Genomic DNA, 22334 nt, shown 5'->3' with positions numbered 1-22334 from the left:
GCGCCCGGCACCCGCTGCCCCTCCTACGACCTGACGGCCCCCGTCAGCAACTGCCCGCCTTCTCGTCGCCGGCGGGACCGCTCACGTCCGGACCCCCGGTCACCCCCGACAGACCACCCGAGGCCGACGAGGACGAAGGCGACGACGCCGTCGGCGCTGCCTGGCACACCACGCGCGGCAGGTCCGCGCCACCGGCCTCCGCGCCGCTCCCGACCCCCCGAACCCGCTCCCACACCCGCCGCGTCACATGCGCGCACCACAGGGCCCACATCGCCCGCCCGGGAGCGGCGTCGTCCCGCGCGTGCCAGGCCAGTTCCCGGCCGCCACGGCGCGGTCGGAGCGCCGGCAGCGGGGCGTAGTTCTCCACGACGAACGTCCGCCCCGGCCGCGCCCGCCCGTCCGGCAGCGAGCGGTGCGTCAGGTCCAGGTGCTGGGCGCGTACGACGTCCAGCCCGGCGGAGTCGGTGAAGAGCCGGAACTGCGCGCCGGGGCGCGGGTTGAAGTCGAGCAGGTGATAGCGGCCGGTCGTGCCGCAGCGGCGGTAGTCGAGGTCGAGGATGCCGCGGTAGCCGAGCCGCTCGGCGAGCCGCTCGGACTGCTCCCGCACCCCGCTGTTGGGGACCCATTCGCCCACCGCCGTCAGACCCGCGCCGCGCGGCCAGGCGCTCAGCTTGCGGCCGGTGCCGCCGCCGCGCACCGCGCCCGAGCGGTCGGCGTACCCGTGGAAGAACCAGTCGCGGTCGGCGCCCGGCGGCAGGAACTCCTGGAGGAGCAGCCGGCTGCCGGCCTCCTCGCTGCGCAGATACAGCTCCCGTGCCTCCCGGGAGGAGCGCAGCACGGCGGTGCTGCGCAGCCCCGTCCCGGAGGGCAGCAGCCAGGGCCGGCTCCACTTCGCCATCACCGGAAGCCCCAGCCGCCAGGCGGCGGAGGCGGCCTGCTCGGCGCTCTCGGGGGCGACGGTGGTCGGGTGGGCGACGTCGGCAGCCGCGCACATGTTGGCCAACTCACCCTTGTCCGCGACCCGTTCGGGCAGTGACCCGGGCTGCTGGGGCAGCAGGTAGGCGGGCGTCAGCTCCTCGCGCAGCCGGCTCACGGCGACGGCGCCGGCGTCGTCCATCGGGATGAGCACGGCGGGTCGTTCGATCCGGGCGGCCACCCCCAGCAGCAGGGCGGCGATCTCCTCGGGGGAGGCGCCGGGCGGCGGCGGGGGATGCAGCCGCCGCAGGAACCGGGACTTGCGAATGGGACTTCCCGTCACCTCGGCGACGACGTGCACGTCCACTCCGGCTCTGCCGAGGGATCGCACCGCGCCCAGCGTTCCGTGGTGAAAGGGATTCCGGTCGATCCGCAGCAGTACGGCGGGGACGCGGGTGTCGAGCAACGACACGGTGTTTTCCTTCGGGTCGGTTCACCGGTGTGGGCGATCAGTGCACTCGAAAGCCGTAACGGCGGTGGCGTGATTCCTTTTCATCTGACTTACATATGACTGCGTGTCAGTCATATGTAGTCAGCGCACGAAACAGCGTCAGAGTGGAGAAAGGAGCAGGCATGGCCCCACAGCAGCGACGTGCCCCCTCCCGACGGCTCGCCGTCGTGGCGGCGGCGGTCGCGACGGCGGCGGCGTTGGCGTCCGGTCCTGGATTCGCCGCGGGCGCGGGGGTGGCCCGGGTCGCCGCTCCCGTTCCCGCGCCGGCCGCCGCGAACCCCGCGGGCGCGGCGGCGAAACCGGCACCGCCCGCCCCGTCCGGCACCGCCTTCGGCGCCTACCTCGACTACGGCTCCCGCGGGGTGGCCCGTATCGCCCAGCTCAGCAAGTGGCTGGACGGCGCCGACCTGCGGGTCGGCCACACCTACCTGCCGGGCGACCGGTGGAGCAGCATCGAGGGCCCGCCCGGGTTCCTCGACGTGTGGGCGAACTGGCGCAACGGGCGCGACGACCGGATGCTCGTCCTCAATGTCCCCATGCTGGAACGCAACGAGGCGGACCTCTCCGACCGCACGGTGCGGCGGCTGCTGCGACTGGGGGCGGACGGACGGTTCGATCACCACTTCCGCCGGCTGGCCGAGCGGCTGGTCGGGGTGAACGCGCCGGACACGGTGATCGTGCTCGGCTGGGAGATGAACGGCATTACCTACACCCATCGCTGCGGGCCGGACCCGGAGGCCTGGAAGGCCTACTGGAAGCGGATCGTCACCACCATGCGGGCGGTGCCGGGTCAGAAGTTCAAGTTCGACTTCGCGCCCAGTCGCGGCCGCGACGCCGTTCCCTGGACCCAGTGTTATCCGGGGAACGACACGGTCGACGTCATCGGAATGGATTCCTACGACCAGCCGGCCGGAATTTCGTTCGACCAGCAGGTGACAGAACCCTATGGACTCCAGGCGCATGTGGACTTCGCGAAAAGCCACGGCAAGCCCATTTCCTACCCCGAATGGGGGTTGTTCCGCAACGGCGACAATCCCGGCTACATGCGGAGCATGCTCGCCTGGATGGATCGGCACAGGCCGCTGTACAACACGCTGACCGACTACTGCCCGCACGGCGTGTGGCAGTGCGGGCAGAACCCGCAGGCGTCGCGGATCTATCGCTCGCTGCTCTCCGGCCGCACCGGAGGGCCGGACGCCGTGTCGTCGACGTCGGCCTCCACACTCCCCGACCCCACGAAGGAGCCCGCCCCGGAGCCGACCGCCGAGCCCACCGTCGGCCCCACGAAGGAGCCCGCGCAGGAGCCGGTGAAGGAGCCGGCCGGGGAGCCGGTGGCCGAGCCGGCGCAGCCGCCCGCCCCGGCGACGCCCGCCCCTCAACCCGCGCCCACCTGCGCGCCGTTGGGCCTCAGCGAGTGGATCGAGCACTGGGTCGGCGGCAAGCTGTGCGTGCGCCTGGACCGGTGGTCGCCCGGCCGCTGAAAGCGGACGCGGTGGCGGCCGGCCGGCGTCAGGACCCGCCGCCACCGGCGCCCTCCTTCTGCCGCTCCCAGCGGCGCAGCAGCTCCTTGCCCCGTCGGCGCGCCGCCACATCGCCCAACACCGCCGAGATCAGCGGTGCGGTGCGCCGACGGGCCAGCAACAGCCGCTGGTTGACGACGGGTTCGGGACGCCAGTGGTGCTTGTACGGCTCGTTGCCGCGCAGCAGGCTCAGCGTGCCGCGTTCGCCGCCGCACGTGTGCTCCGCGCACGCGTCCAGCAGCATCACCGCCACGTCCGCCTTGCACTCCCGCAGCCGTGGATGCGCTCCGTACAGATAGCCGCCCGCCAGGCCGCGCGACAGCAGGGTCAGATCGACGGCCACCACGTCGTCGTCGAGGCGGAACTCGGTGACCACCGCGTCCCCCGAGCGCACCATCGGCCCGACCGAGCGCACCAGGTGGTCGCAGAACCGCGACTGGAGGTGCTCGCCCGTCACCTTGCGCCCCTGCCACTGCAACCGGTGCAGTTCCAGCAGGCGGCGCAGCGCCGGCTCGACGCCGTCGGGACGCACGATCTGGCGTTCGACGCCGAGCGCGGACAGCTTGCGCAGCTTGGCCCGCACCCGCTGCTGGGCCTTCGCCGACGGCAGCCGGGCCACCAGCTCGTCCATCGCGACGGCCGGCAGCTCCAGGCACACCGAGTCGCTCACCCGCCGCCGAGGTCCGCGCCAGCGGTCGTACACCTGCTCGACCGCGCCGCCCGGCCGTACCTCGCGGAAGTCGATCAGCGCGCTGCGGGCGGCCGTCGAGAGGGCCTCGGTGAGCGCCTCGACGGCCGTCTCCCCGCGCTCGTCGTCGACCAGTACGTCCCCGTAGTCGGAGATCGCCCCGCCGAGCGGCACCAGCGCGGGCAGCGGGCGGCGCACCGCCATCAGCGGGGCCACGGCGAGCAGTCCGCCGCCGTCGCGCACCGCCAGCACCCGCAGCCGGCCGCGCCTGCCGTACGACAGCCACCACGAGTGCAGCCAGGCGTGGTTCTGGAAGGGGGTGGCCGTCGCGCACCGCCGGTACAGCTCGCCCCAGTCGGGGGCGAGGGCGGCGAAGGCCTCCTCGTCGGTGACGACCTGCGTCGTGTACGCCGGTTTCACCGTGCCCCGCGAGTGTCGGCGGCGAGGGCGGGGCCGGGCACGGGAGCCGGACGGCCGCTCTCCCCCCGACCCGCCTCCCTGTCGTCGCCCCGGTCTCCCCGGTCGCCGCGGTCTCCCCGGTCTCCCCGGTCGTCGCGGTCGCCCCGGTCTCCCCGGTCGTCCCGGTCTGCCCGGTCTGCCCGGTCTGCCCGGCCGTCCCGGTCTGCCCGGCCGTCCCGGTCTCCCTGGCCGTCCCGGTCTCCCAGGTTGCCTCGGTCGTCCCGGCCGCCCAGGTCGTCCCCCCGCCCCGTCTCCCGCTTGGCCTTCGGCCGTACCAGCAGGGCGAGTCCGCCGAGCAGACCGCCCGCGCTCGCGCCCACCAGGCCGGTCACCGTCGCCGACGCCGAGGACGGCTCGGCGGGTTCGACCGCGCGGGCGAACTGCTGGAGTTCGACGTTGGTGGCGGACATCGAGTCCTTCGCGTGCCGGATCAGCGCGCGGGAGACCGCGTTGGCCATGTCGGCGGCCTGCTCGGGCTCCGAGGAGGTCGCCGTGACCGCGACCATCGGCGCGTCCGGGGAGGTCGCCGTCTGCACACTGTCGCGCAGCGTCTGCACCGGCACGCCCGCCGACACCTGCGCGTCCCCGAGCACCGCGAGCTGGGTCGCGACCCGCCCGTAGGCCTGGGCGAAGCCCAGCGCGGACGCCGGGTCCGACTTCGCGGTGGGCACGGCGACGACATACGCGGTGGCCGTGTACACGGGCGGCTTCAGCGCGCCGTACGCGCCGCCGGCGAGGCCGCCCGCGAGGGCGCCGGCGGCGAGCAGGGTCCAGGGCGGCAGCGCCCGGGTGCGGCGCCGGCCGCCGGCCGCGCGGACCGGCGGGACGGTGTTCTCGTTCATGAGGAAGTGACTCCCTGAGGTGAAGGGGACGACGGGGACGGCAGGGGCTGTCGGGACAGGGCCGCCGCGTACACGTCCATGAGCCGGGCGGCGCTGCGGGCGATGTCGTAGTGGCGGGCGGCCTCGGGGACCGTGCGCGGGCGCGGTCGGCGGGCGTGGGCCTCGGCCAGCGCCCGGCCGAACGCCTCGGGGCCGCCGCTGACCCGCTGTGCGCCGGGCGCGCTGTGCGCCGGCAGATCCTCCAGCGCGGGGCACGACGCGTACACGACGGGCAGCCCCGACGCGAGCGCCTCGACGACGGCCAGGCCGAACGACTCCTCCGGGGACGGGGCGGCGAGCACGTCCATCGCGCAGGCGAGGGCGGTCAGGTCGGGGCCGGGGCCGCCGTCGGGGACGTAGGGGCGCTCCCCGGCGAACAGGACGCGCCCGGCGACGCCGCACTCGTGCGCGGTGCGGCGCAGCGCGCCCTCCTCGGGGCCGCCGCCGACCAGCAACAGCCGCACCCGCTCGGGGAGTTCGGTGAGGGCGCGGATGACGACGTCGAAGCGTTTGCCCGGGTGGAGCCGGCCGACGCCGCCGATGACGTAGGCGTCGTCCGGCAGGCCGAGCTGCCGCCGGGTGCGGTGGCGGCGGCCCGGGTCGAAGCGGAACCGGGCCAGGTCGATGCCGTTGGGGACGACGCCGACGCGGGCCGGCGGGACGCCCCAGCGGTGGAGGCGGCCGGCGACGGTGGGGGAGACGGCGACCGTGGCGTGGCCGAGGCGCTCGCCGGCGAGGTAGAGCGCGCGCACGCCCCGGGTGAGCGGGCGGCCCTCCATCTGCGAGTCGCCCAGCGAGTGCTCGGTGGCGACGATCGCGCGCACGCCCGCGAGCCGCGCGGCGAGCCGGCCGTAGAGACAGGCGCGGTAGAGGTGGGTGTGGACGAGGTCGTAGCCGCCTGAGCGGACGAGGCGGACCAGGCGGGGGACGGCGGCCAGGTCGCGGTTGCCGGTCATGCCGAGGTCGACGACGCGCACGCCGTCATCGGTCAGCCCGTCGGCCACCGCCCCCGGGTTGGTCAGCGTCACGACGTCGCACTTGACGGGCAGGTGCCGCAGCAGCAGCCGCAGTTGCTGCTCCGCGCCGCCGACGCCCAGCCCCGTGATGATGTGCAGCGCCTTCACCGCAGCCCCTCGACGGGACGCCGGCGCAGCCGGTGCAGCCGGTACTTCAGGAACAGCCGGGCGGAGGTGTCGTTCTGGCCGACATGGACCCGGGGCAGCGCGTGCACGCCGTTCAGCGGGCCCGGGTCGATCGCGCACGCGTACGCGTACCCGGCCGCGCGCACCGCGTCCACGGCCCGCCGGTCGATCGTCCCGTAGGGGTAGCAGAAGCCGTCGACCTCGGCGCCGAGCAGCTCGCTCAGCGCGATCCGGCTCTCGACGGTCTCCGAGGTCAGGGTGGGGTCGTCGGCCTTCGTCAGGTCGACGTGGGTCAGGCCGTGCGAGCCGATCTCGACTCCCTCGGCGGCGGCCTCCCGGATGCCCTCGGCGGTCAGCAGCGGCTTGCGCGGGCCCAGCGGGTCCCACGCGTTGTCGCCGCCGTACCTGCCGGGCAGCGCGAACAGGGTGGCCGTGCAGTCGTGGCGGCGCAGCACGGGCAGCGCCCCGGTGAGGAAGTCGGCGTACCCGTCGTCGAAGGTGAGGCCGACCAGGCCGCGGCCCTCGCCCCGGGTGTGGGCGGCGAGCAGCTCGCGCACGGAGACGCCCCTGAGGCCCTTACGGGTCAGCCAGGTCAGCTGCCGGTCGAGGCGTTCGGGGGTGACCGTGACGCGGTAGGGGTCGTCGGAGCAGTCACCCACGGAGTGGTACATCGCCACCCAGGGGACCGGGCCGGGGGCCGGTGACGGTCGTCGTGCGGTGTCAGCGGGAACGGACATGCGGAAGCCTTCGGATCGCGGAACGGACGGAACGGAGTGCGGTGTCGACGCCCTGGGCGCCCAGGACCCGGCCGACCAGGACGAAGACGGCGGTGGCGGTGAGCGACCCGGCGGCGAACGCGGGTATCGCGCCGTCGATCCGGCTCGCGGCGAACGCGCCGGCCGGCGTGGCGACGGCGGCGGCCCGCAGCGGACGGCTCAGCTCGCGCAGCACGGGCCGGACGCGGATCGGCACACAGCGGGGGAGGCCGTGCCGCGCCGAGCGCAGTCCGGGCAGCGCGGCGGGCGCGCCGGCCAGCAGCACCAGGGCGGTGACGGTGATCCCGGCCGCGTTGGCGGCGGCGATCCCGTACACGCCCCACGGGCCGACGGCGAGCGCGCCGGACCAGGCGGTCACGACGATGCCGACGGCCATCGCGCCGAACGGGTACCAGGCGGCGCGGCCCGCCGAGAAGTACGAGCGGGCCAGCACGCCCACCATGGTCTGGCCGAGCAGCCCGAGCGCGTACACGCGCATCACGCCCGCGGTCGCCGCCGTGTCCTTCGCGGTGAACGCGCCCCGCTGGAAGAGGAGTTCGATGATCTGCGGCGCGCAGGACACCACCACGGCGGTGCCCAGCAGCACCACGCAGACGGCCAGCGCCAGATCGCGCTCGACCCGGTCCCGGGCCCGCTCGACGTCCCCCTCGGCGAGCGCCCGCGCGACCACCGGGTAGGTGACCGTGCACAGCATCACCGACAGGATCATCGGCATCTGGGCGACCTTCTGCGCGTAGTTGAGGTGCGAGATCGCGCCGGACGGCAGATGCGAGGCGAGGAACCGCTCGACGAGGACCTGCGACTGCCGGCACAGCGCGAACAGCAGCACGGTCGCCACGACGGCCCCGCCGAGCACCCGCGGCTCCTCGGCGGCCTGCCCGGACTGGCCGGCTTCCCCGGCCTGGCCGGCTTTTCCGGCTTCTTCGGCCTCCGGTCTCCTTCGTTTCAACTGCTTGATCAGGGACGGCAGTTGCACGACGACCATCAGGCAGCCGCCGATGGCGACCCCGGCCGCCGCCGACCGCACCCCCCAGCGCCCGCCGAGGACGAACATCCCCGTGACGATGCCGACGTTGTACGCCACGTAGATCGCCGCGGGCGCCACGAACCGCCGGTGCGCGCGCAGGGCCGCGCTGGCGTACCCGGCGAGCCCGAAGCTCACCGCGCAGGTCGCGGTGAGCCGGGTGCAGTCGACGGCGAGCCCGGGGTCGGGCAGGCCCGGGGCGAGCAGCTCGACCAACTGCGGCGCGACGCCGACGAGCAGGACGCCGACGGCGACGAACGCCAGCGACAGCCGCGGCAGCGTCCCGGCGACCAGGGCGCGCACCGGGTCGCCGGGCGCGCCCTGGGACCGCCTGGCCAGCGCCACGCTGAACGCCGGGACCAGCGCGAACGCCAGCCCGTCCTCGATGAGCAGCGTGGCCGCGAACTCGGGCACGGTCCACGCCACGAGGAACGCGTCCGTGTCCCGGCCCGCCCCGAACAGCCGCGCCAGCGCCTGGTCCCGCACGAGCCCGAGGAGCGCCCCGGCGACGGAGAGGGCGGCGGTGACGAGAGCGGCCTTGGCGAGGAAACGCCGGGAGGCAGGCGGGAGTTCGGGTGCCCGGTCGGGTGTCACCGTCATCGGGTGGGCGCCTCCTCGGGGTGCGTGGCCGAGGCCAGGGCCCACCAGGCGGCGAGGCCCAGACAGACCGCGGTGAGCACGGTCGAGGGGCCGCCGATGTCGGCGTACAGGAAGTCGGTCAGCTGCCAGATCAGCAGACCGCAGGCGACGAGCGCGCAGTCGAGGCCCGGGGCGCCGAGCCCGCGCACCCGGAACAGCCCGAGCAGCGCGCAGCCGAGCAGGGCCAGCCAGCTGCCCACGAGGGTGAGCAGCCCGATCAGCCCCTGTTCGCCGAGGATCAGCAGGTACATGTTGTGCGGGGACAGCAACGGCTGCTTGCGGAAGCCCGAGCCGGCGCCGGCGGTGTCGCTGCCGGCGGACAGCGCCAGCGAGGCGTGCGCGTCCCGGTGCTCCGGGAAACCCTTCAACCCCACGCCGGTCAGCGGCTGTTCGCGCCACATGCCGAGCGCCGCCGCCCACATCGTGTACCGGTCGGTGACCGACTGGTCGGGGGCGTCGGCGACCTGCGTGATGCTGCCGACGCGCTCCTGGAGCATCGCCGAGCCGACGCCGAAGCCCCCCACCAGCACCACGCCCAGCGCGACCGCCGCCGCGCCCACCTTCAGCGCCCGCCGCATCCCGGCCAGCGCCAGCTGCGCCGAGCAGGCCACCGCGGTCGCGATCCACGCGCCCCGGCTGAACGACAGGGCGAGCGGCAGCAGCAGGGCGAGCGCCGCGAGACCGGCGACCGTCCGCTGCCGTACGGAGTTCCGCCCGAGGGCGAGCCCCACCGCGCAGATCAGCCCGAAGGACACGACCGTCGCCATGCCCATCACGTCCTGCGGCCCGAAGGTGCCGACCGCCCGGATGTCCTCGCCCTGGTAGGAGGCGCCGGTCCCGGTGGCGAACTGGTGCACACCGACCGCCCCCTGCCACCCCGCCAGCCCCACGAACGACCAGGCAAGCAGCCGGAAGTCGGCCCGGCCGCGGATCAGCAGCAGCACGGCCACGGGGATGATCACGAAGACCTGGAGGTACCGGCCGAGGCCGCTGACCCCCGCCCCCGCCGAGCCCGCGCCCATCGCGGCGAGCGCGAGCCCGGCCACCGGCAGCCCGAGGACGACGGCCGCCGTGCGGGACAGGGGGCGCCGCCGCTGCCGCAGCAGCCGGACCGCGCAGAACAGCACGACGAGCGCGGACAGCGCGTCCGCCGGGCCGGCCCCGCCCTCGCCGCCGGGGGAGACCGGCAGCGCGAGCAGGGCGACGACGGCGACGACCGGCAGCACCGGCGACAGCGTCCGTGCGCGCGGCAGGGACAGGGCGTGACTCATCGGACGGTTCAGCTCCCGGTCGGTCGCACGAGGGCGGCCGCGGTGCGCAGCAGGATGCAGACGTCCTGCCACAGCGACCAGTTGTCGATGTACGCGTTGTCGAAGCGGGCCCGGTCCTCGATGGAGGTGTCGCCGCGCAGCCCGTGGACCTGGGCGAGCCCGGTGATGCCGGTCCGCATCCGGTGCCGGGCCGCGTAACCGGGGTAGCTCTGGCTGAACTGGCGGACGAAGTAGGGCCGTTCGGGGCGCGGGCCGACCAGGCTCATGTCGCCGCACAGGACGTTCCACAGCTGGAGCAGCTCGTCGAGCGAGCTCTGCCGCAGGAACCGGCAGAAGCGGCTCATCTGCTGATCACCGGCCACGCTCCACCGGGTGGCGGACTCGTGCGGGTCGGCCGGGCGGTGGGTGCGGAACTTCAGCAGGGTGAACGGCCGTCCGCCCTTGCCGATGCGCTCCTGCTGGAACACCACGCCCGGCCCGCTGGTCAGCCGCAGCACCAGCGCGAACACCAGCAGCAGCGGGCTGATCGCGAGCAGCAGCGTCCCGGAGACGACGATGTCCAGCAGCCGCTTGGCACGGCTGTCCGGGTAGCCGACGCCCATGTCGAGCCGACGGCAGGCGAACCCGGCGAGCTGCTCACGACTGGCGTACGAGGGGCTGTCGGCGTCGAGTTCCCACACCGTGCAGCCCGACTCGGCGAGCGCCCGCAGCAGCGGGCCCTGCGTGGAGCGCACGGCGGGGTCGACGCACAGGACGTCGCGGACGCCGTTCTGGATGAGGGCGCGCTGCACCTCCTGGCCGGTGGTCAGCACGGGCAGCCCGTCGGAGCCGTCGTGGTGGTGACGGGCGACGATGCCGACCGGCTCGATCCCGTACCGCGGCAGGCGCAGTATGGCGTCGGCCACGCGTTGCGCGGTCCGCACGGGGCCGACGACGAGCGCGGCGTGCGGCCGGCGCAGCAGCCTCCGGCGGTGGCGCTGGTGGACGAGGGCGCGGCCGGCGCAGCAGACCGCGGCCTGGGCCGCGAAGCCCAGGAGGAGGGTGCGCCAGGAGAGCGCGTGCGCCGGCGCGTACGCCGCGACGAGCGCCCCGAGGGCCAGCCAGGTCATCGCGATCCGGCCGCACACCGTGGGCAGTTCGTCCAGCAGCCCGTGCACGGGCCGCGGCCGGCCCGAGCGCAGGAACAGCGTGGTGGTGATCAGCGCGGTGAGCAGCAGCGGGCTGTGCCGCGCTCCGGCCAGGGCCGGCACGCCCGCCAGCGCGCCCAGGCCGTCGGCCAGCAGGAGGGGGAGAGGGGAGGCGGCCCGCGCCGGGGGCCGCCGGGCAGGGAATCGGAATCCGGCTTCGTTGTCGTGCCACGGGATGACCGCGACGGGTGAGAATCCTGGCTGCGTTCCGGGAGAGGGAAAGGTGCTTTCCGCAGTCACGAGTGGATTGACTCCCTGCGCTCGTCGGAGCTGTCGTCGGTGGACCGCCCGGCGGGCGGCTCGGCGGTGGGGCGCGCGGTGGTGGGTGGTGCGGTGGTGGGGGGCTCGGAGGGGATGGGGATCTCGGAAGGCGGGTCGTCGGTGGTGAGGTGCACGGTGGTGGAGGTGTCGGTCGGTTCGGTTGCGGCGGGGTCGGTCGCGGTCGGCTCGGTCGCGGTCGGTCGGGTCGCGGTCGGTTCGGCGGTGGCGGGGCGCTCGGTGGTTTCGGCGAGTTCGGCGAGTTCGGCGGGTTCGGCGAGTTCGGCGGGTTCGGCGGGTTCGGCGGCTCCGGTGGCGTCGGCGGGTTCGGCGGCTCCGGTGGCGTCGGCGGCTTGCGTGGCATCCGCGGGTTCGGTGGCTTCGGTGGCTTCGGTGGCTTCCGTGGCTTCCGCGGAGGTCCGGGGGGCGGTGGGGTGGGGGAGCGTGAAGGACCGGCGGGGGGTGAGGAGTTCGCGGTACAGGTCGGTGATCGCTGCCGCCGTGCGCCGTACGTCGTGCGCGGCGAGGACGTGCCGGCGTCCCTGGTGGCCGAGCGCCTCGCGCAGCAGCGGGTCGAGCAGCAGATGGGCGACCGCCCCGGCCAGCGCGGCCGGTTCGTCCGGGGGGACCAGGCAGCGGGGCGCGAGCGCGGCCGGCAGGCTCTCGCGCGCGCCGTCGACGTCGGTCACCACCACGGGCCGCCCGCAGGCCAGCGCCTCCAGCGGGGCCAGCGCCATGCCCTCCCAGCGCGACGGCAGGACCACCAGGTCGGCGGCCTGGTACCAGGGCACGGCGTCGGCGACGGCGCCCACGAACACCACCGACTCCGGGGCACGGGCCCGCAGCTCCTCGCCGTCCGGGCCGTCGCCGACCAGCGCGAGCCGGGCGTCGGGCACCCGGTGCAGCACGGCGTCCCACGCCTGGAGCAGCACGTCCTGCCCCTTCTGCCGGCACAGCCGTCCCACGCACACCACCAGCGGGGCGGCCGGGTCGGCGTCCGGCAGCAGCGCGGCGCGCACGGTGTCCACCGGGGCCGGGTGGAAGCGCTCCAGGTCGATGCCGTTGGGCACGACGCTCCAGCGCCCGGGGATCCCGGCCCGCCGGCCCGTCGCGCGCTCCGCCTCGCTCACGCACACCAGCCGGTCGGCCCACCGCGCCCCGAGCCGTTCCCAGCGCAGGGCTAGGGCGGCGGTGGCGCCGCCGACCGCCTCGAAGGACCAGGCGTGCGGCTGGAACACGGTCGGGATACGCCCCCGCACGGCGAGCCGCCCGGCCAGTCCGGCCTTGGCGCTGTGCGCGTGGACCAGGTCGGGCCGTACCGTCGTCAGCATCCGTCCGAGCCGCCGTGCCTCGCTCGGGAGAGAGGGCCCCGGCGCCCGGGTCGCCTCCCACCGTCGTACGTCCGCGCCCAGGGACCGCAGGTCCCGGGCGAGGCCGCTCTCGGGGCAGGCCACCGTGACGCGCATCCCGGCGGCGAGCTGAGCCCGCGCCAGATCCGTCACTACGCGGGCGACTCCGCCGTCCACTGGTTGGGTGATGTGCAGGACCCGCGGTGTGAAGTCGGGTTCTGGCTGATGCATCGCGCGGTTTCCTCGCTCACGGGCTGGCGCCGGGGTACGGGCGGAAAAACGAGCTGGCAGGCCCGCTGGTCACCGCTTTCTCGGAAACCCGCGCGCGGTATCGAACACGGCCGTTCGGTGGCCGAGGGGTGGTCATGCGCCGGAACGTGCGCCTCCGCGAACGGCCCGGCGCGCTGAGCGTGGAGTTCGCGGAGACGGTCGCCGGAATGGAAACCTCCGTTAACGCGCGGAGGTTGCGAAGGACTCGGTGAATCACCCGAACGGCCCTACGTACGCGCGTTCGATCGTCAAGTCCGTACCGCCCTCGCTTCACTCCAACGGCGGCACAACCCCCGGCCCTGTCGCGCGTTGACACAGCGCCGGACATTTCCGTCCGGTGTGTGTGTCAAAACCCCAAGGAGCACCTCTCCATGTCGCGTATCGCGAAGGGCCTGGCCCTGACCTCCGTTGCCGCTGCGGCCGTCGCCGGCGCCTCCGGTATCGCCGTCGCCGACAGCGGCGCGAACGGCGTCGCCGAGCACTCCCCGGGCGTGCTGTCGGGCAATGTCGTCCAGGTCCCGATCCACGTCCCGGTCAACGTCTGTGGCAACACCGTGAATGTGATCGGTCTGCTGAACCCGGCGTTCGGCAACACCTGCGTCAACGACTGACGTCACCTCCTGCGAGTTGTCTCTGGACGCGATCACCCGCGGCGGCCGCCCTTCCTTCGGGAGGGCGGCCGTTTCGCGTGTGCCGCCGCCGCCCTCATTGCCCCGAACGGGGGCCGTGGCGACGACCCGCGCCGAGGGCCCCGCCGTGCCGTCCGACCAGCGGCGACGCCCCAGGTGGCGGACGGTGTGCATTACGGTGCGCTGTCGACGTGTTGCGGAGTGTGAACACCCCTCCCACGGTGGAGGTGCGACTCGACGCACTTCGAAAGGAACCTTGATGCGCGCTCAGCCCCCCGTACGGCGTATAGCGTCCTCCGCACTCTGCGCCGCCCTCGTTCTCGGCATCGCCGCCCCCACCGCCCTCGCGGTGGACGGGGACGCGACCCGTGAGCGCGCTGCCGCGGCCTCCCGTACGCCCGTCCCCGGCGCGGACGCGCTCGTCGGCCAGGTCGAGGGTCTGGGCGACCTGGGAGCCGTGCTCACGCCGGTCACCGACCTCCTCGGCACCGGACTGACCGCCGAGGGCGGCCAGCTGACCGCCGATCAGGCGAACCGGCTGGGCGACGCCGTGCGGGAGGCCCTCGCCAAGATCAATGCGACGACCGCGGCGACGCCTGCTTCCCTGACCACTCCTGCGGCCGACATGGCGCCGTCCACGGACGCGGCGGTCACGCCGTCCGGCGAGGCGGCGACGGTGCCGTCCACCGATGCGGCGGCGGTGCCGGCACCGGCCGGGGAGGCCGCGGCTCCGGCTGCGGATGCGGCCGTCTCGGGGACGGACGCGGGGACTTCCGCGGCTTCGGCCGGTTCGGCCGCTTCGGTCGCTCCGGCCACGGACGCTGCCGCCCCGGTCGCCGACGCGGCCGTGCCCGTCGTCCCCGCCGCCCCGGCCGCCGACACCGCCGCCGTGCCCGCCGCCGGGGCGGCCACGGCCGTGCCGCCGGTCGGCCTGCTGCGTGCCCTCGCCCCCAGCGGCGACGCCACCGTGCAGGGCCGGGCCGTCCGCGCGAAGGCCGCCGACGCGAAGGCCGACGCGCTCGCCGACCTCCAGCAGGCGCTCGACGCGCTGCTCGCCGCCGTGACCTCCGGCAACGCCGAACAGGTGCTGCCGGCGGCCACCGACGTGGTGACCGGACTGGTCGACCTGGTCGCCGCCACGCTGGAGGACGGCGGCCTGACCGCCCCGGCCCTGGCCGCCCTGCCGGAACTGCCCGCCGTGCCGGAACTCGACCTGCCGGCCGCCCTCCAGGCCGCCCCCGCGGCCCCGGAGAACGCGGCGACCTCGGAGAACACGGCGGCCTCGGAGAACGCGGCGGCTCCGGCGACCCCGGCGCTGCCGCCCGCGCTGCCCGCCGCCCCGCCCGCGCTGCCGACGGAGGGCCTGTCTCCCGCCGCCTGACGCGCACCGCCTCATTTTGCGCGGACGGGGTTTCCGCAGGCCGTGGGGATCGTTAGGCACGGCGTCAGCATTCCCCTTGGTGACGCGAGTCGCCGCAGAAAGGAACCCGATGAAGTCCCTTAAGGCCGCCGCTGTCGTTGCCGGTTCGATGGTGATCGCCGGCGTCGCCGCCCCCGCGTTCGCCCACGACACCGCCGACCTGACGCCCACCAGCCTCAACGGCGCCGTGAACACGCTCACCAAGGGCCCCATCGACGTGATGCCGCTTCAGCAGCAGTCGGACGCGCTCGACACCGAGAACAAGGGCTCCGCGCTCAGCTCCGTCAACGACGCCACCGGCGCCCTCAACAGCGCCCGGCTCCTCGGCGGACTGCCGCTCAAGGGCTGACGCTCAAGGGCTGACGCTCAACGGCTGACGCCCCCGCCCGGCGGCCTCGCGAAGGGCCGGTCCCGTGACGCACTCCTGTGTACGGGACCGGCCCTCGGCCGTTGTTTCGAGCCGCGACGCCGCGCGCGTCCCTCGTTCGTGTGGAGAACCGCGCGGCGTCCTCCGCGCGGGTGAGAACCCGTCCGGCCGCACGCCAGCCCGCCGATAAGGTCGCGCGGTGACCTCAACCCCCAGCGCAACCCGCCTCCCCCGCGCCTCCGACCTGGGCACCCTCGTCGTCATGCCGTGGAGCGGCGAGGCCCCCGACGGCGGCGACATGCCGTACCTGCTCGCGTACTCCCTCGGCGACGCCGCCGACGGTCCCGAGGCCTCCGTCGCCGCCATCGAGCACCTGCTGAACGAACACAAGCTGCCCATCGGCGGGAACCTCGTCGACGGCATGGCCAGGCCCAGTCTGCCGGTCAGCCTGCTCGTCGAGTCCGGTGCGGCCGTGCTCACCCTGCCGGGCCTCACCGCCCAGTGCGTGCCGCCGCGCGAGTGGATCGCCGCCGTCGAGCAGCGCGGCTACGCCTACCTCGTCTTCACCACCCGCCCCTGGCCCGAGGCCGTCCCCGGCAAGGCCGTCGAGCCCGAGGCGCTGGCGGCGTTCGCGGGCTCCGAGGAGACCCTCCTGGCGGCGGCGCACGTCCGCCTTCCCGCCCGCAGCCTGCGCGTCTGACGACAGCGTCGGACGGCAGCCCGCGTTCTGTGGGATTTACGGACGAGCCGACGAGCCGTCCGTCGTACTACTGCGGCAGCCGGGGGAATTGAGCGCCGGCGAGCTCTGATGACGTTTCCCGGCTCGTTGACCGGTACGCAGGCGCCGCCCCCCTCCGTACTCCGAAAGGTCCCGTACCCGAGATGAAGCCGACCTCCCGACGAACCCTCGCCGCAGTGATCACGTGTGTGGCGGCCGCGGCAGGCGCCGCCGCCTCCGCGACCCCGGCGGCCGCGGCGGGCGCCGTCCCCGTCCCCGTTCCGCTGGGCGGCGCCGAGACGGCCCTCGGCATGGAACTGCCCGAGATCGGCGGCCGGGTCCCCCTCCCGACGCCCGGCGCGCCCGAGGGCCCCCGGTACGTCGAGGGCCGGCTCATCCCCGAGCGGGCCGTCCCGCAGCTCCCCGTGAGCGCCGGACTGCCCGGCGCGGGCCTGCGCGCCCCCCTGCCGGAGGCCCTCGGCGACGACTTCAACCACCTCGGCCTCGACGCCCCCGCCTCCGACCTGCGTACCCTCGGCCCGGGCCTGGAGCTGGACGCCCCCCTCACCCCGCCCGACGCCCAGGCGTTCGGCCTCCCGGGCCTCGAGCTGCCGCAGGCCGGCGTGGTCACCCCGTTGCTCCAGACGGTCCCGGCCGCCAACCTCGGAGCCGGCCGAGGCCTGTAGCCCCCGCCCGCGCGGGAGAACCCGGGCCCGGACGACCTCCGTCCGGGCCCCTCCCGTGTGTCCGGACCCCGGTCCGTCACCACTGGGGGCGAACCGTACGTGACCAGGCGGCCCGCCCGGCGGTTAGCGCAGTGGACAACCGGACCGGACGAGGAGCACACCATGGTCAGCGTCGACGGAGTACCCGTGACGGCAGCGCCGGTGGGCGCGACAGACCGCGGAGCACGAGGCGGCGCGCGGGGCAGGGCACGGCGGGACGTACTGCGCGGGCTGATCGGCGCCGCCGCCGCGCTCGCGCTCGCCCCCGTGGTCGCCGCCTCCCGCCCGGTGCCCCGCACCGACGGGCCCGCACCGGACACGGACACCTCCTTCGACGAGATGTACCGCGGCCGGCGGCTGCACGGCGTCCTCACCTCGGCCGGCCGCGCCGCGGGCGGCGAGCGCTGGGACGTCACCGTCGACGGCCGCCCGCTGCACCTGATGCGCCGCGCCGACGGCACCTGGCTGAGCATGGTCGACCACTACCGCTCGTACGACACCCCGCTGGAGGCGGCCCGCGCCGCCGTCGACGAGCTGGGCCCCGGGGAGATGCTCCGCGACACCGGTTCCGCAGACAGGCACACCGACAGGGGGGAACACCATGGCCTACACCCGTAAGGACGTCAGCACGCTGACCGCCGCCGAGCGCAGGCGCTTCGTCAAGGCGCTGCTGGAGGTCAAACGGCGCGGCGAGTACGACGAATTCGTGCGGATGCACATCGAGTACTACGTCTCCGACGGCGAGGGCGGGCTGCGCACGGCCCACATGGCGCCCTCCTTCCTGCCCTGGCACCGCAGGTTCCTGCTGGAGCTGGAGAAGGCGCTGCGCCGGGTCGACTCCTCGGTGACGCTGCCCTATTGGGACTGGACCCGGGACCGCACCCCCACCTCCGCGCCCTGGACCGCCGACCTCCTCGGCGGCAACGGACGGCGCTCCGACCTCCAGGTGACGACGGGGCCGTTCGCGTACGCCACGGGCGACTGGACCATCAAGGACGGGGTGACCGACCGGCGGTTCCTCACCCGGGACCTGGGCCGCGCCCGCGACCCGATCGACCTGCCCAAGCAGAGCGACCTGGAATGGGCGCTGGCGGACCCGGTGTACGACACCTCCCCCTGGGACTCCACGGTCACCCGGGGCTTCCGCAACAAGCTGGAGGGGTGGGGGAGCGGCCGGGGCAGCACCGCCTGGCGCAACCACAACCGCGTGCACCGCTGGGTCGGCGGGGTGATGGTCGGCGGCGCGTCCGTCAACGACCCCGTGTTCTGGCTGCACCACGCCTTCATCGACCTGCTGTGGACGCGCTGGCAGCGCCGCCATCGCGAGCACCGCTACCTGCCCGCCGGGCCGCCGGCGGCGGGCACCCGGCCGCACGGGCGGGTCGTCGCCCGGCACGAGAAGCTGCCCCCGTGGGACGTGACCCCGGACCAGCTGGAGGATGTGGGAGGGATTTACCGGTACGCGTGAGGTGGCGCGCGCGACACGCATACGCGTGAGGCGAGGCGGATGCGTGTGACACGGGCAGAGCCCTGGCGCTCGAGGTGCCGGGGCTCTGTCGTGGTGTGCGGTGCGGGGCGTCAGCCGCCGTAGCTGCCGCCGCTGTTGTGGTGGCTGCCCTTGTCCTCGTCGTCCTTGCCCTCGTCGTCCTTGCCCTCGTCGTCCTTGCCGCTGTGCGAGCCGTTGTCGCTGATGTTGGCGCAGGTGTTGCCGAAGGCCGGGTTCAGCAGACCGACGACGTTGATGGTGTTGCCGCAGACGTTGACCGGGATGTGGACCGGGACCTGCACGACGTTGCCGGACAGGACGCCGGGCGAGCCGACGGCCGCGCCCTGCGCTCCCGCGTCCGCCATGGCCAGGCCGGCGCCGCTGACCACCATGGCGCCCGTGCCGACGGCGACGGCGGCTGCCTTCGCGATGCGAGACATCAGGTTCTCCTTAACTCACTCGGTTCACGCGGCAGCGGAACGTGCCACCGCACTCCCCGTTCAACGCCGGGCCTCCGGGCAGGTCACGGCGGGGCCGTCCGGATCACCCGTTGCGAACATCGGTGAGCCCGACGCCGTCAGTCGTGCTTGACGTGTTCGGCGACGAAGTCGGCGAGCGTGGCGATGGACTGGAGGCTGTCCAGGCTCAGGTCCAGCGCGGCGACGTCCACCCCGAAGCGGGTGTGGACCGCGCCCAGCAGCGTCACGCCCGCGAGCGAGGTGAGGCCGATCAGCGGGCCGAACAGCTCGGTGTCGGAAGGGAGTTCGGCGACCGCGGCGGGGTCCAGACGGGCCGCCTCGGCGATCATCGAGCGGAGCTCCGCTTCGACCGCCGCCCGGTCCGTTCCCAGGGCGGGGGAGGAGGGGGTGTGGGCGTCCGTCACGCTTCGGCGTCCTTTCGGGGGGCTGATGGGGTGGGGGCGGCCTCGGTGGCTGGGGCTGCTTGTGCGGCTTGGGCTGCTTGTGCGGAGACGTGCAGCCACGCGGGGGGCTGCGGGAGGTCGCCGTCGAGGGAGCGGCCGAGGACAGCGGCGACCTCCGGGGTGCCCTCCCGGGCCTTCTCGGTGTCGTCCGTGCGGCGCAGGCCCGCCTGGCGCAGCAGGATCCGCATCTCCAGGTTGGCGTCGGTCGGCCGCAGGGTGATCCGGAACTCCCGCGCGCCCGCCGCCCGTGCTTCCTCCATCAGCCAGAACAGGAAGGCCGCGGCGGCGCCCCGTCCGGCGACCCGACAGGAGAGCGCGAGCAGCGGGACCGACCACAGGCCCGGGGCGGTCCGGTCGACCAGCGCCGCCCCGATGATCCCGTACTCGCCGAAACGGTCGGCCATCCGGGCGGTGTACAGCGCGTGCCCCGCCTCGGACACCAGCCCGCCCAGCCGCTCGGGGCTCAGCCCGGAGGAGTTGAGACGGTGGGTGCGGGCGGCGAGCTCCAGCGCGCGGGGAACGTCGTCGGGCCCTGCGGCGCCGACGGTCAGGCGCATTTCGCACCAGCGCAGGAACTCCTCACGGGTGCCCTGGAAACGCTCGCCCTCGGCGCGGCGGGTCTCGTCCGTGCGGTAGCGGCGCACCCGCTCCCGCGATTCCGGGGTGACCTCCCGCCCCTCGAACGCCGCCAGCAGGGCGGGCACGTCCTCGGGGGCGAGGGTGCGCACGCCGGGCAGCAGCGCCTCCACCTCGGCCCGCTCGTACGGGGAGTCGTCGACGAGGACCAGCGCCTCGACGGCGATCCCCAGTTCCTTGGCGATCCTGCGCAGCGACTCGCTCTTGTCCTGCCAGGACACCTGCGGCGCGAGGAAGCGTTCGCGCAGCTCCGGTACGGCGCTCAGCCGGTCCAGGACCGCGGGCGCGCTGCGGCTCGCGAGGCTGCTGAGCACCCCGCGGGCCGCCAGCGCGTCGATCGCCGCGAGCATCCGCGGCCGGGGCACGGGCAGTTCGTCGGTGGGCGCCTCGACCGCGATCTCGTCCCACAGGGTGCCGTCGAGGTCCCAGACGACGCACTTGATCCGGTCGGGGTCGAGGACGACGCCCTCGGTCCGGACCGGGGCGTGGCCCGTCGGCTCCGGCCCGGTCATCGGGCGCTCTCCTCCGGGAGGCGCAGCTTCATCGTCAGCGTGGCGGGGTCGAAGCCGAACTTGCGGTAGACGGTGCGCATCGGGACGTTGCCGACGTGGACCCGTCCGACGACCTCCGTGATGCCGTTCGCCAGGCAGAACTCCAGGCCCGCGGTGAGCAGCAGTTCGGCCACGTCGGCGCGGTTGTCGAGCGGGGCGACGGCGAGGGAGCGGAAGTTGGCGTACCGGTCGCCGGTCATCGCGTTCTGGTTGATGCTCACCCAGCACCAGCCGACCGCCTCCCCGCCCGGCCCCTGGGCGACGATCATGCCCTCCTTCGACTTCTCCATGGCACGGCCCAGCCGGGACGACCACCGGGCGGGGTCGTCGACGGCGTCCTCGCCGAAGGAGACGCGGGCGATCTCGGCCTCGAACTCGCCGATGGCGGGGAGGTCTCGCTCGTCGGCCTGCCGCGTGAGGTAGGGCTGCGCCCGCTCGACGAGGGCGGCTCGGGTCTCGGGGGTGGGGGGGTGCCAGGCGGGGCGTTGGGGTGCCGGTGCCGGTGCCGGTGCCGGTGCCTGTGCCTGTGCCGGTGTGGGGGCGGGCGCGGGAGCGGCAGCCGCGACGGGAGTCGGGGCCGGAGCCGGAACCGGGGTCGGAGCCGAGGCCGGGGCCGGGGCGGGTTCCGTCGCCGGGGTCTCCTCCACCGCGACCAGCCGGCCCGGACGGAAGGGGCCCTTGCCGCACTGCGGGCAGCCGTCGGCGCGGAGGGCCGCGACGGCGGTCCAACGGGCGCCGGGGCCGACGCGGACCTCGGCGCCGCAGGCCACGCACGTGTACTCACGCTGCCGGGTCCGCTTGTCGCCGGTGTAGAGGGGGCCGCCGTACTCGCCCTGCCGGGAGGCGGTCGAGGTGGTGGTGAGCAGGTGCTGGAAGAAGCCGACCCCGCCGAGGATGCCGCTGCCCTCGTACTCGTTGAAGTTGCGGATGTAGCCGTTGGTGACCAGGCCGAGGGCCATGATCTCCCGCTGGACCTCCAGCATCTCGTCCGGGCTCTTGCCGCCGAAGGAGAAGAAGACGCTGTGCGCGGGGCCGGGCCGCAGGCCCTCCACGGCGCGCGACAGGAACAGCCGGGCGCCCTCCGGGGTGTAGGGCGGGTCGGTCATCGCGACGTCGAATCCGCCGTGCAGCTCGGCGGGCAGCGGCCGGCGCAGGTCGTGCTCGACGGTCTCGACGCGGGTGCCGAGGCCGGCGGACACCTTCTGCACGTAGGCGAGGATCTCGGGGGAGATGTCGACGACGGTCACCCGCTCGACGATCGGGCCGCCGAGGACGTCCCCGACGACGGCGACGGCCAGGGAGATCAGGTCGTCGTCGCCGATCAGCAGCAGGGAGCCGCCCGGCAGCGCGCCCGCCGTGAGCAGCGCGAGGACGCGGCGCACCTTGGTCTCGGGCGTGCAGTGGGACTGGTCGATCGCCATGTCCGCGGCGGGCCCGGTCTCCATGACGGCGCGCAGCCGCCGCACGGCCTCGTCCAGCACGTCCGGGATGACGAGTTCACGGCCGTCGCACGTGGTGCAGGTGGCGTCGAGGGTGAGGTCCATTCCGAGCCGGGCGACGAGGTCGAGGCCGGCCGGGGTCAGCCGGGAGGGCCGTTCGCTGGTCAGCAGGTCCCGGCGGCGCAGTTCGTTGCCGAGGGCGGCCACGATGGGCACGGGCAGGCCGGTCGCGCGGCTGATGTCCTTCGTGGAGGCGGGAGCCAGGCGGCGCAGGGCTCGCAGGACGGACCGCACTCCGGGCGGGCCCTCCTGAAGCCTGACGGCGTCCGCGACTTCCGTGAGCACTTGATCGACGGTGGTACTCCGGCGGTGTCGAGGCGCGTTTTTCACAATGCTGCTCCGGGCGGGCTGTATGGAATCCAGGAGTATCGAGTATACGGGCTGGCCGGAGCCTCCCCCGACCCGCCGAGGGTACGGGTCAAGGAGAAGGGGAAACGGATTGTCGAGGGATTGATTCCGGCGCTGCCCGCAAAAACACCGCAAAAACAATC

At 74.6% G+C, this 22334-nt stretch carries 19 protein-coding genes and 2 pseudogenes; 8 read left to right on the top strand and 13 right to left on the bottom strand.

Going from position 1 to position 22334, the window contains the following annotated elements; all coding sequences use genetic code 11:
- Positions 1 to 43: 43 nt before the first annotated feature.
- On the bottom strand, positions 44 to 1387 hold the full coding sequence (locus ACFYX4_RS04940) for an ATP-grasp domain-containing protein (RefSeq protein WP_389325855.1): 1344 nt from the start codon (positions 1385 to 1387) through the stop codon (positions 44 to 46).
- 161 nt (positions 1388 to 1548) lie between these two features.
- On the opposite strand from ACFYX4_RS04940, the gene ACFYX4_RS04935 reads away from it, so the two are divergent.
- The gene (locus tag ACFYX4_RS04935; protein WP_389325851.1) at positions 1549 to 2907 is read left to right on the top strand and encodes a glycosyl hydrolase; all 1359 of its coding nucleotides are present in this window, start codon (positions 1549 to 1551) and stop codon (positions 2905 to 2907) included.
- Between the two features lie 28 nt (positions 2908 to 2935).
- On the opposite strand, the gene ACFYX4_RS04930 is transcribed toward ACFYX4_RS04935, so the two are convergent.
- The 8 genes and pseudogenes from ACFYX4_RS04930 to ACFYX4_RS04895 form a co-directional block, all read right to left on the bottom strand.
- Positions 2936 to 4054 (bottom strand): GNAT family N-acetyltransferase, encoded by a 1119-nt coding sequence (locus ACFYX4_RS04930; protein ID WP_389325848.1) that lies wholly within the window; start codon positions 4052 to 4054, stop codon positions 2936 to 2938.
- A gap of 284 nt (positions 4055 to 4338) precedes the next feature.
- Positions 4339 to 4935 (bottom strand): annotated as a pseudogene (locus ACFYX4_RS04925) (lipopolysaccharide biosynthesis protein); the annotation flags it as partial.
- Complete coding sequence (locus ACFYX4_RS04920; RefSeq protein ID WP_389325845.1) at positions 4932 to 6098, bottom strand: glycosyltransferase; 1167 nt, start codon at positions 6096 to 6098, stop codon at positions 4932 to 4934. The gene ACFYX4_RS04920 and the pseudogene ACFYX4_RS04925, both read right to left, overlap by 4 nt.
- Positions 6095 to 6853, bottom strand: a complete 759-nt coding sequence (locus tag ACFYX4_RS04915) for a polysaccharide deacetylase family protein (RefSeq protein WP_389325842.1) — start codon at positions 6851 to 6853, stop codon at positions 6095 to 6097. The genes ACFYX4_RS04920 and ACFYX4_RS04915 overlap by 4 nt, the downstream gene beginning before the upstream one ends.
- A complete protein-coding gene (locus tag ACFYX4_RS04910) occupies positions 6837 to 8516 on the bottom strand; it encodes a lipid II flippase MurJ (RefSeq protein ID WP_389325839.1) in 1680 nt (559 codons plus the stop codon). The genes ACFYX4_RS04915 and ACFYX4_RS04910 overlap by 17 nt, the downstream gene beginning before the upstream one ends.
- On the bottom strand, positions 8513 to 9826 hold the full coding sequence (locus tag ACFYX4_RS04905) for an O-antigen ligase family protein (protein WP_389325836.1): 1314 nt from the start codon (positions 9824 to 9826) through the stop codon (positions 8513 to 8515). The genes ACFYX4_RS04910 and ACFYX4_RS04905 overlap by 4 nt, the downstream gene beginning before the upstream one ends.
- A gap of 8 nt (positions 9827 to 9834) precedes the next feature.
- Positions 9835 to 11253: a sugar transferase gene (locus ACFYX4_RS04900; RefSeq protein ID WP_389325833.1), complete on the bottom strand. Its 1419-nt coding sequence runs from the start codon at positions 11251 to 11253 to the stop codon at positions 9835 to 9837.
- Positions 11254 to 11729: 476 nt separating this feature from the next.
- Positions 11730 to 12851 (bottom strand): annotated as a pseudogene (locus tag ACFYX4_RS04895) (glycosyltransferase); the annotation flags it as partial.
- Positions 12852 to 13261: 410 nt separating this feature from the next.
- On the opposite strand from ACFYX4_RS04895, the gene ACFYX4_RS04890 reads away from it, so the two are divergent.
- The 7 genes from ACFYX4_RS04890 (at position 13262) to ACFYX4_RS04860 (ending at position 18217) form a co-directional block, all read left to right on the top strand.
- Positions 13262 to 13501 carry a chaplin gene (locus ACFYX4_RS04890; RefSeq protein ID WP_389325830.1) on the top strand — a complete coding sequence of 80 codons (240 nt, stop codon included), beginning with the start codon at positions 13262 to 13264 and terminating at the stop codon, positions 13499 to 13501.
- 277 nt (positions 13502 to 13778) lie between these two features.
- Entirely contained in the window at positions 13779 to 14900 is a 1122-nt protein-coding gene (locus tag ACFYX4_RS04885) for a hypothetical protein (RefSeq protein ID WP_389325827.1), read from the top strand.
- Between the two features lie 109 nt (positions 14901 to 15009).
- Positions 15010 to 15288, top strand: a complete 279-nt coding sequence (locus ACFYX4_RS04880) for a hypothetical protein (RefSeq protein ID WP_389325824.1) — start codon at positions 15010 to 15012, stop codon at positions 15286 to 15288.
- 217 nt (positions 15289 to 15505) lie between these two features.
- Positions 15506 to 16006, top strand: coding sequence for a DUF5949 family protein (locus ACFYX4_RS04875; RefSeq protein WP_389325821.1), 501 nt, complete (start codon positions 15506 to 15508; stop codon positions 16004 to 16006).
- A 182-nt stretch (positions 16007 to 16188) separates the two neighbouring features.
- Entirely contained in the window at positions 16189 to 16710 is a 522-nt protein-coding gene (locus tag ACFYX4_RS04870; protein WP_389325818.1) for a hypothetical protein, read from the top strand.
- 162 nt (positions 16711 to 16872) lie between these two features.
- Positions 16873 to 17367 (top strand): tyrosinase cofactor, encoded by a 495-nt coding sequence (locus ACFYX4_RS04865; protein WP_389325815.1) that lies wholly within the window; start codon positions 16873 to 16875, stop codon positions 17365 to 17367.
- Entirely contained in the window at positions 17351 to 18217 is an 867-nt protein-coding gene (locus ACFYX4_RS04860; RefSeq protein ID WP_389325812.1) for a tyrosinase family protein, read from the top strand. The genes ACFYX4_RS04865 and ACFYX4_RS04860 overlap by 17 nt, the downstream gene beginning before the upstream one ends.
- A 110-nt stretch (positions 18218 to 18327) precedes the next feature.
- On the opposite strand, the gene ACFYX4_RS04855 is transcribed toward ACFYX4_RS04860, so the two are convergent.
- From ACFYX4_RS04855 to ACFYX4_RS04840, 4 genes are all read right to left on the bottom strand, one after another.
- On the bottom strand, positions 18328 to 18675 hold the full coding sequence (locus ACFYX4_RS04855; protein WP_389325809.1) for a chaplin: 348 nt from the start codon (positions 18673 to 18675) through the stop codon (positions 18328 to 18330).
- Positions 18676 to 18812: 137 nt separating this feature from the next.
- Positions 18813 to 19118: an acyl carrier protein gene (locus tag ACFYX4_RS04850; RefSeq protein WP_389325806.1), complete on the bottom strand. Its 306-nt coding sequence runs from the start codon at positions 19116 to 19118 to the stop codon at positions 18813 to 18815.
- Positions 19115 to 20305, bottom strand: coding sequence for an HAD-IIIC family phosphatase (locus ACFYX4_RS04845; protein ID WP_389325803.1), 1191 nt, complete (start codon positions 20303 to 20305; stop codon positions 19115 to 19117). The genes ACFYX4_RS04850 and ACFYX4_RS04845 overlap by 4 nt, the downstream gene beginning before the upstream one ends.
- On the bottom strand, positions 20302 to 22128 hold the full coding sequence (locus ACFYX4_RS04840) for a GNAT family N-acetyltransferase (RefSeq protein ID WP_389325800.1): 1827 nt from the start codon (positions 22126 to 22128) through the stop codon (positions 20302 to 20304). The genes ACFYX4_RS04845 and ACFYX4_RS04840 overlap by 4 nt, the downstream gene beginning before the upstream one ends.
- Positions 22129 to 22334: the final 206 nt, after the last annotated feature.

Source organism: Streptomyces sp. NPDC002328 (assembly GCF_042890065.1).
Taxonomy (GTDB): Bacteria; Actinomycetota; Actinomycetes; order Streptomycetales; family Streptomycetaceae; genus Streptomyces.
Note: the sequence above shows the minus strand (reverse complement) of the source record. Positions and strands in the feature narration are given on the sequence as shown.

Bases quoted from the DNA above. Each gene is read 5' to 3' on its own strand.
- ACFYX4_RS04935 (WP_389325851.1), top strand. From the start codon at position 1,549: ATGGCCCCACAGCAGCGACGTGCCCCCTCCCGACGGCTCGCCGTCGTG.
- ACFYX4_RS04915 (WP_389325842.1), bottom strand. From the start codon at position 6,853: ATGTCCGTTCCCGCTGACACCGCACGACGACCGTCACCGGCCCCCGGC.
- ACFYX4_RS04910 (WP_389325839.1), bottom strand. From the start codon at position 8,516: ATGACGGTGACACCCGACCGGGCACCCGAACTCCCGCCTGCCTCCCGG.
- ACFYX4_RS04905 (WP_389325836.1), bottom strand. From the start codon at position 9,826: ATGAGTCACGCCCTGTCCCTGCCGCGCGCACGGACGCTGTCGCCGGTG.
- ACFYX4_RS04890 (WP_389325830.1), top strand. From the start codon at position 13,262: ATGTCGCGTATCGCGAAGGGCCTGGCCCTGACCTCCGTTGCCGCTGCG.
- ACFYX4_RS04885 (WP_389325827.1), top strand. From the start codon at position 13,779: ATGCGCGCTCAGCCCCCCGTACGGCGTATAGCGTCCTCCGCACTCTGC.
- ACFYX4_RS04880 (WP_389325824.1), top strand. From the start codon at position 15,010: ATGAAGTCCCTTAAGGCCGCCGCTGTCGTTGCCGGTTCGATGGTGATC.
- ACFYX4_RS04870 (WP_389325818.1), top strand. From the start codon at position 16,189: ATGAAGCCGACCTCCCGACGAACCCTCGCCGCAGTGATCACGTGTGTG.
- ACFYX4_RS04865 (WP_389325815.1), top strand. From the start codon at position 16,873: ATGGTCAGCGTCGACGGAGTACCCGTGACGGCAGCGCCGGTGGGCGCG.
- ACFYX4_RS04860 (WP_389325812.1), top strand. From the start codon at position 17,351: ATGGCCTACACCCGTAAGGACGTCAGCACGCTGACCGCCGCCGAGCGC.
- ACFYX4_RS04855 (WP_389325809.1), bottom strand. From the start codon at position 18,675: ATGTCTCGCATCGCGAAGGCAGCCGCCGTCGCCGTCGGCACGGGCGCC.
- ACFYX4_RS04845 (WP_389325803.1), bottom strand. From the start codon at position 20,305: ATGACCGGGCCGGAGCCGACGGGCCACGCCCCGGTCCGGACCGAGGGC.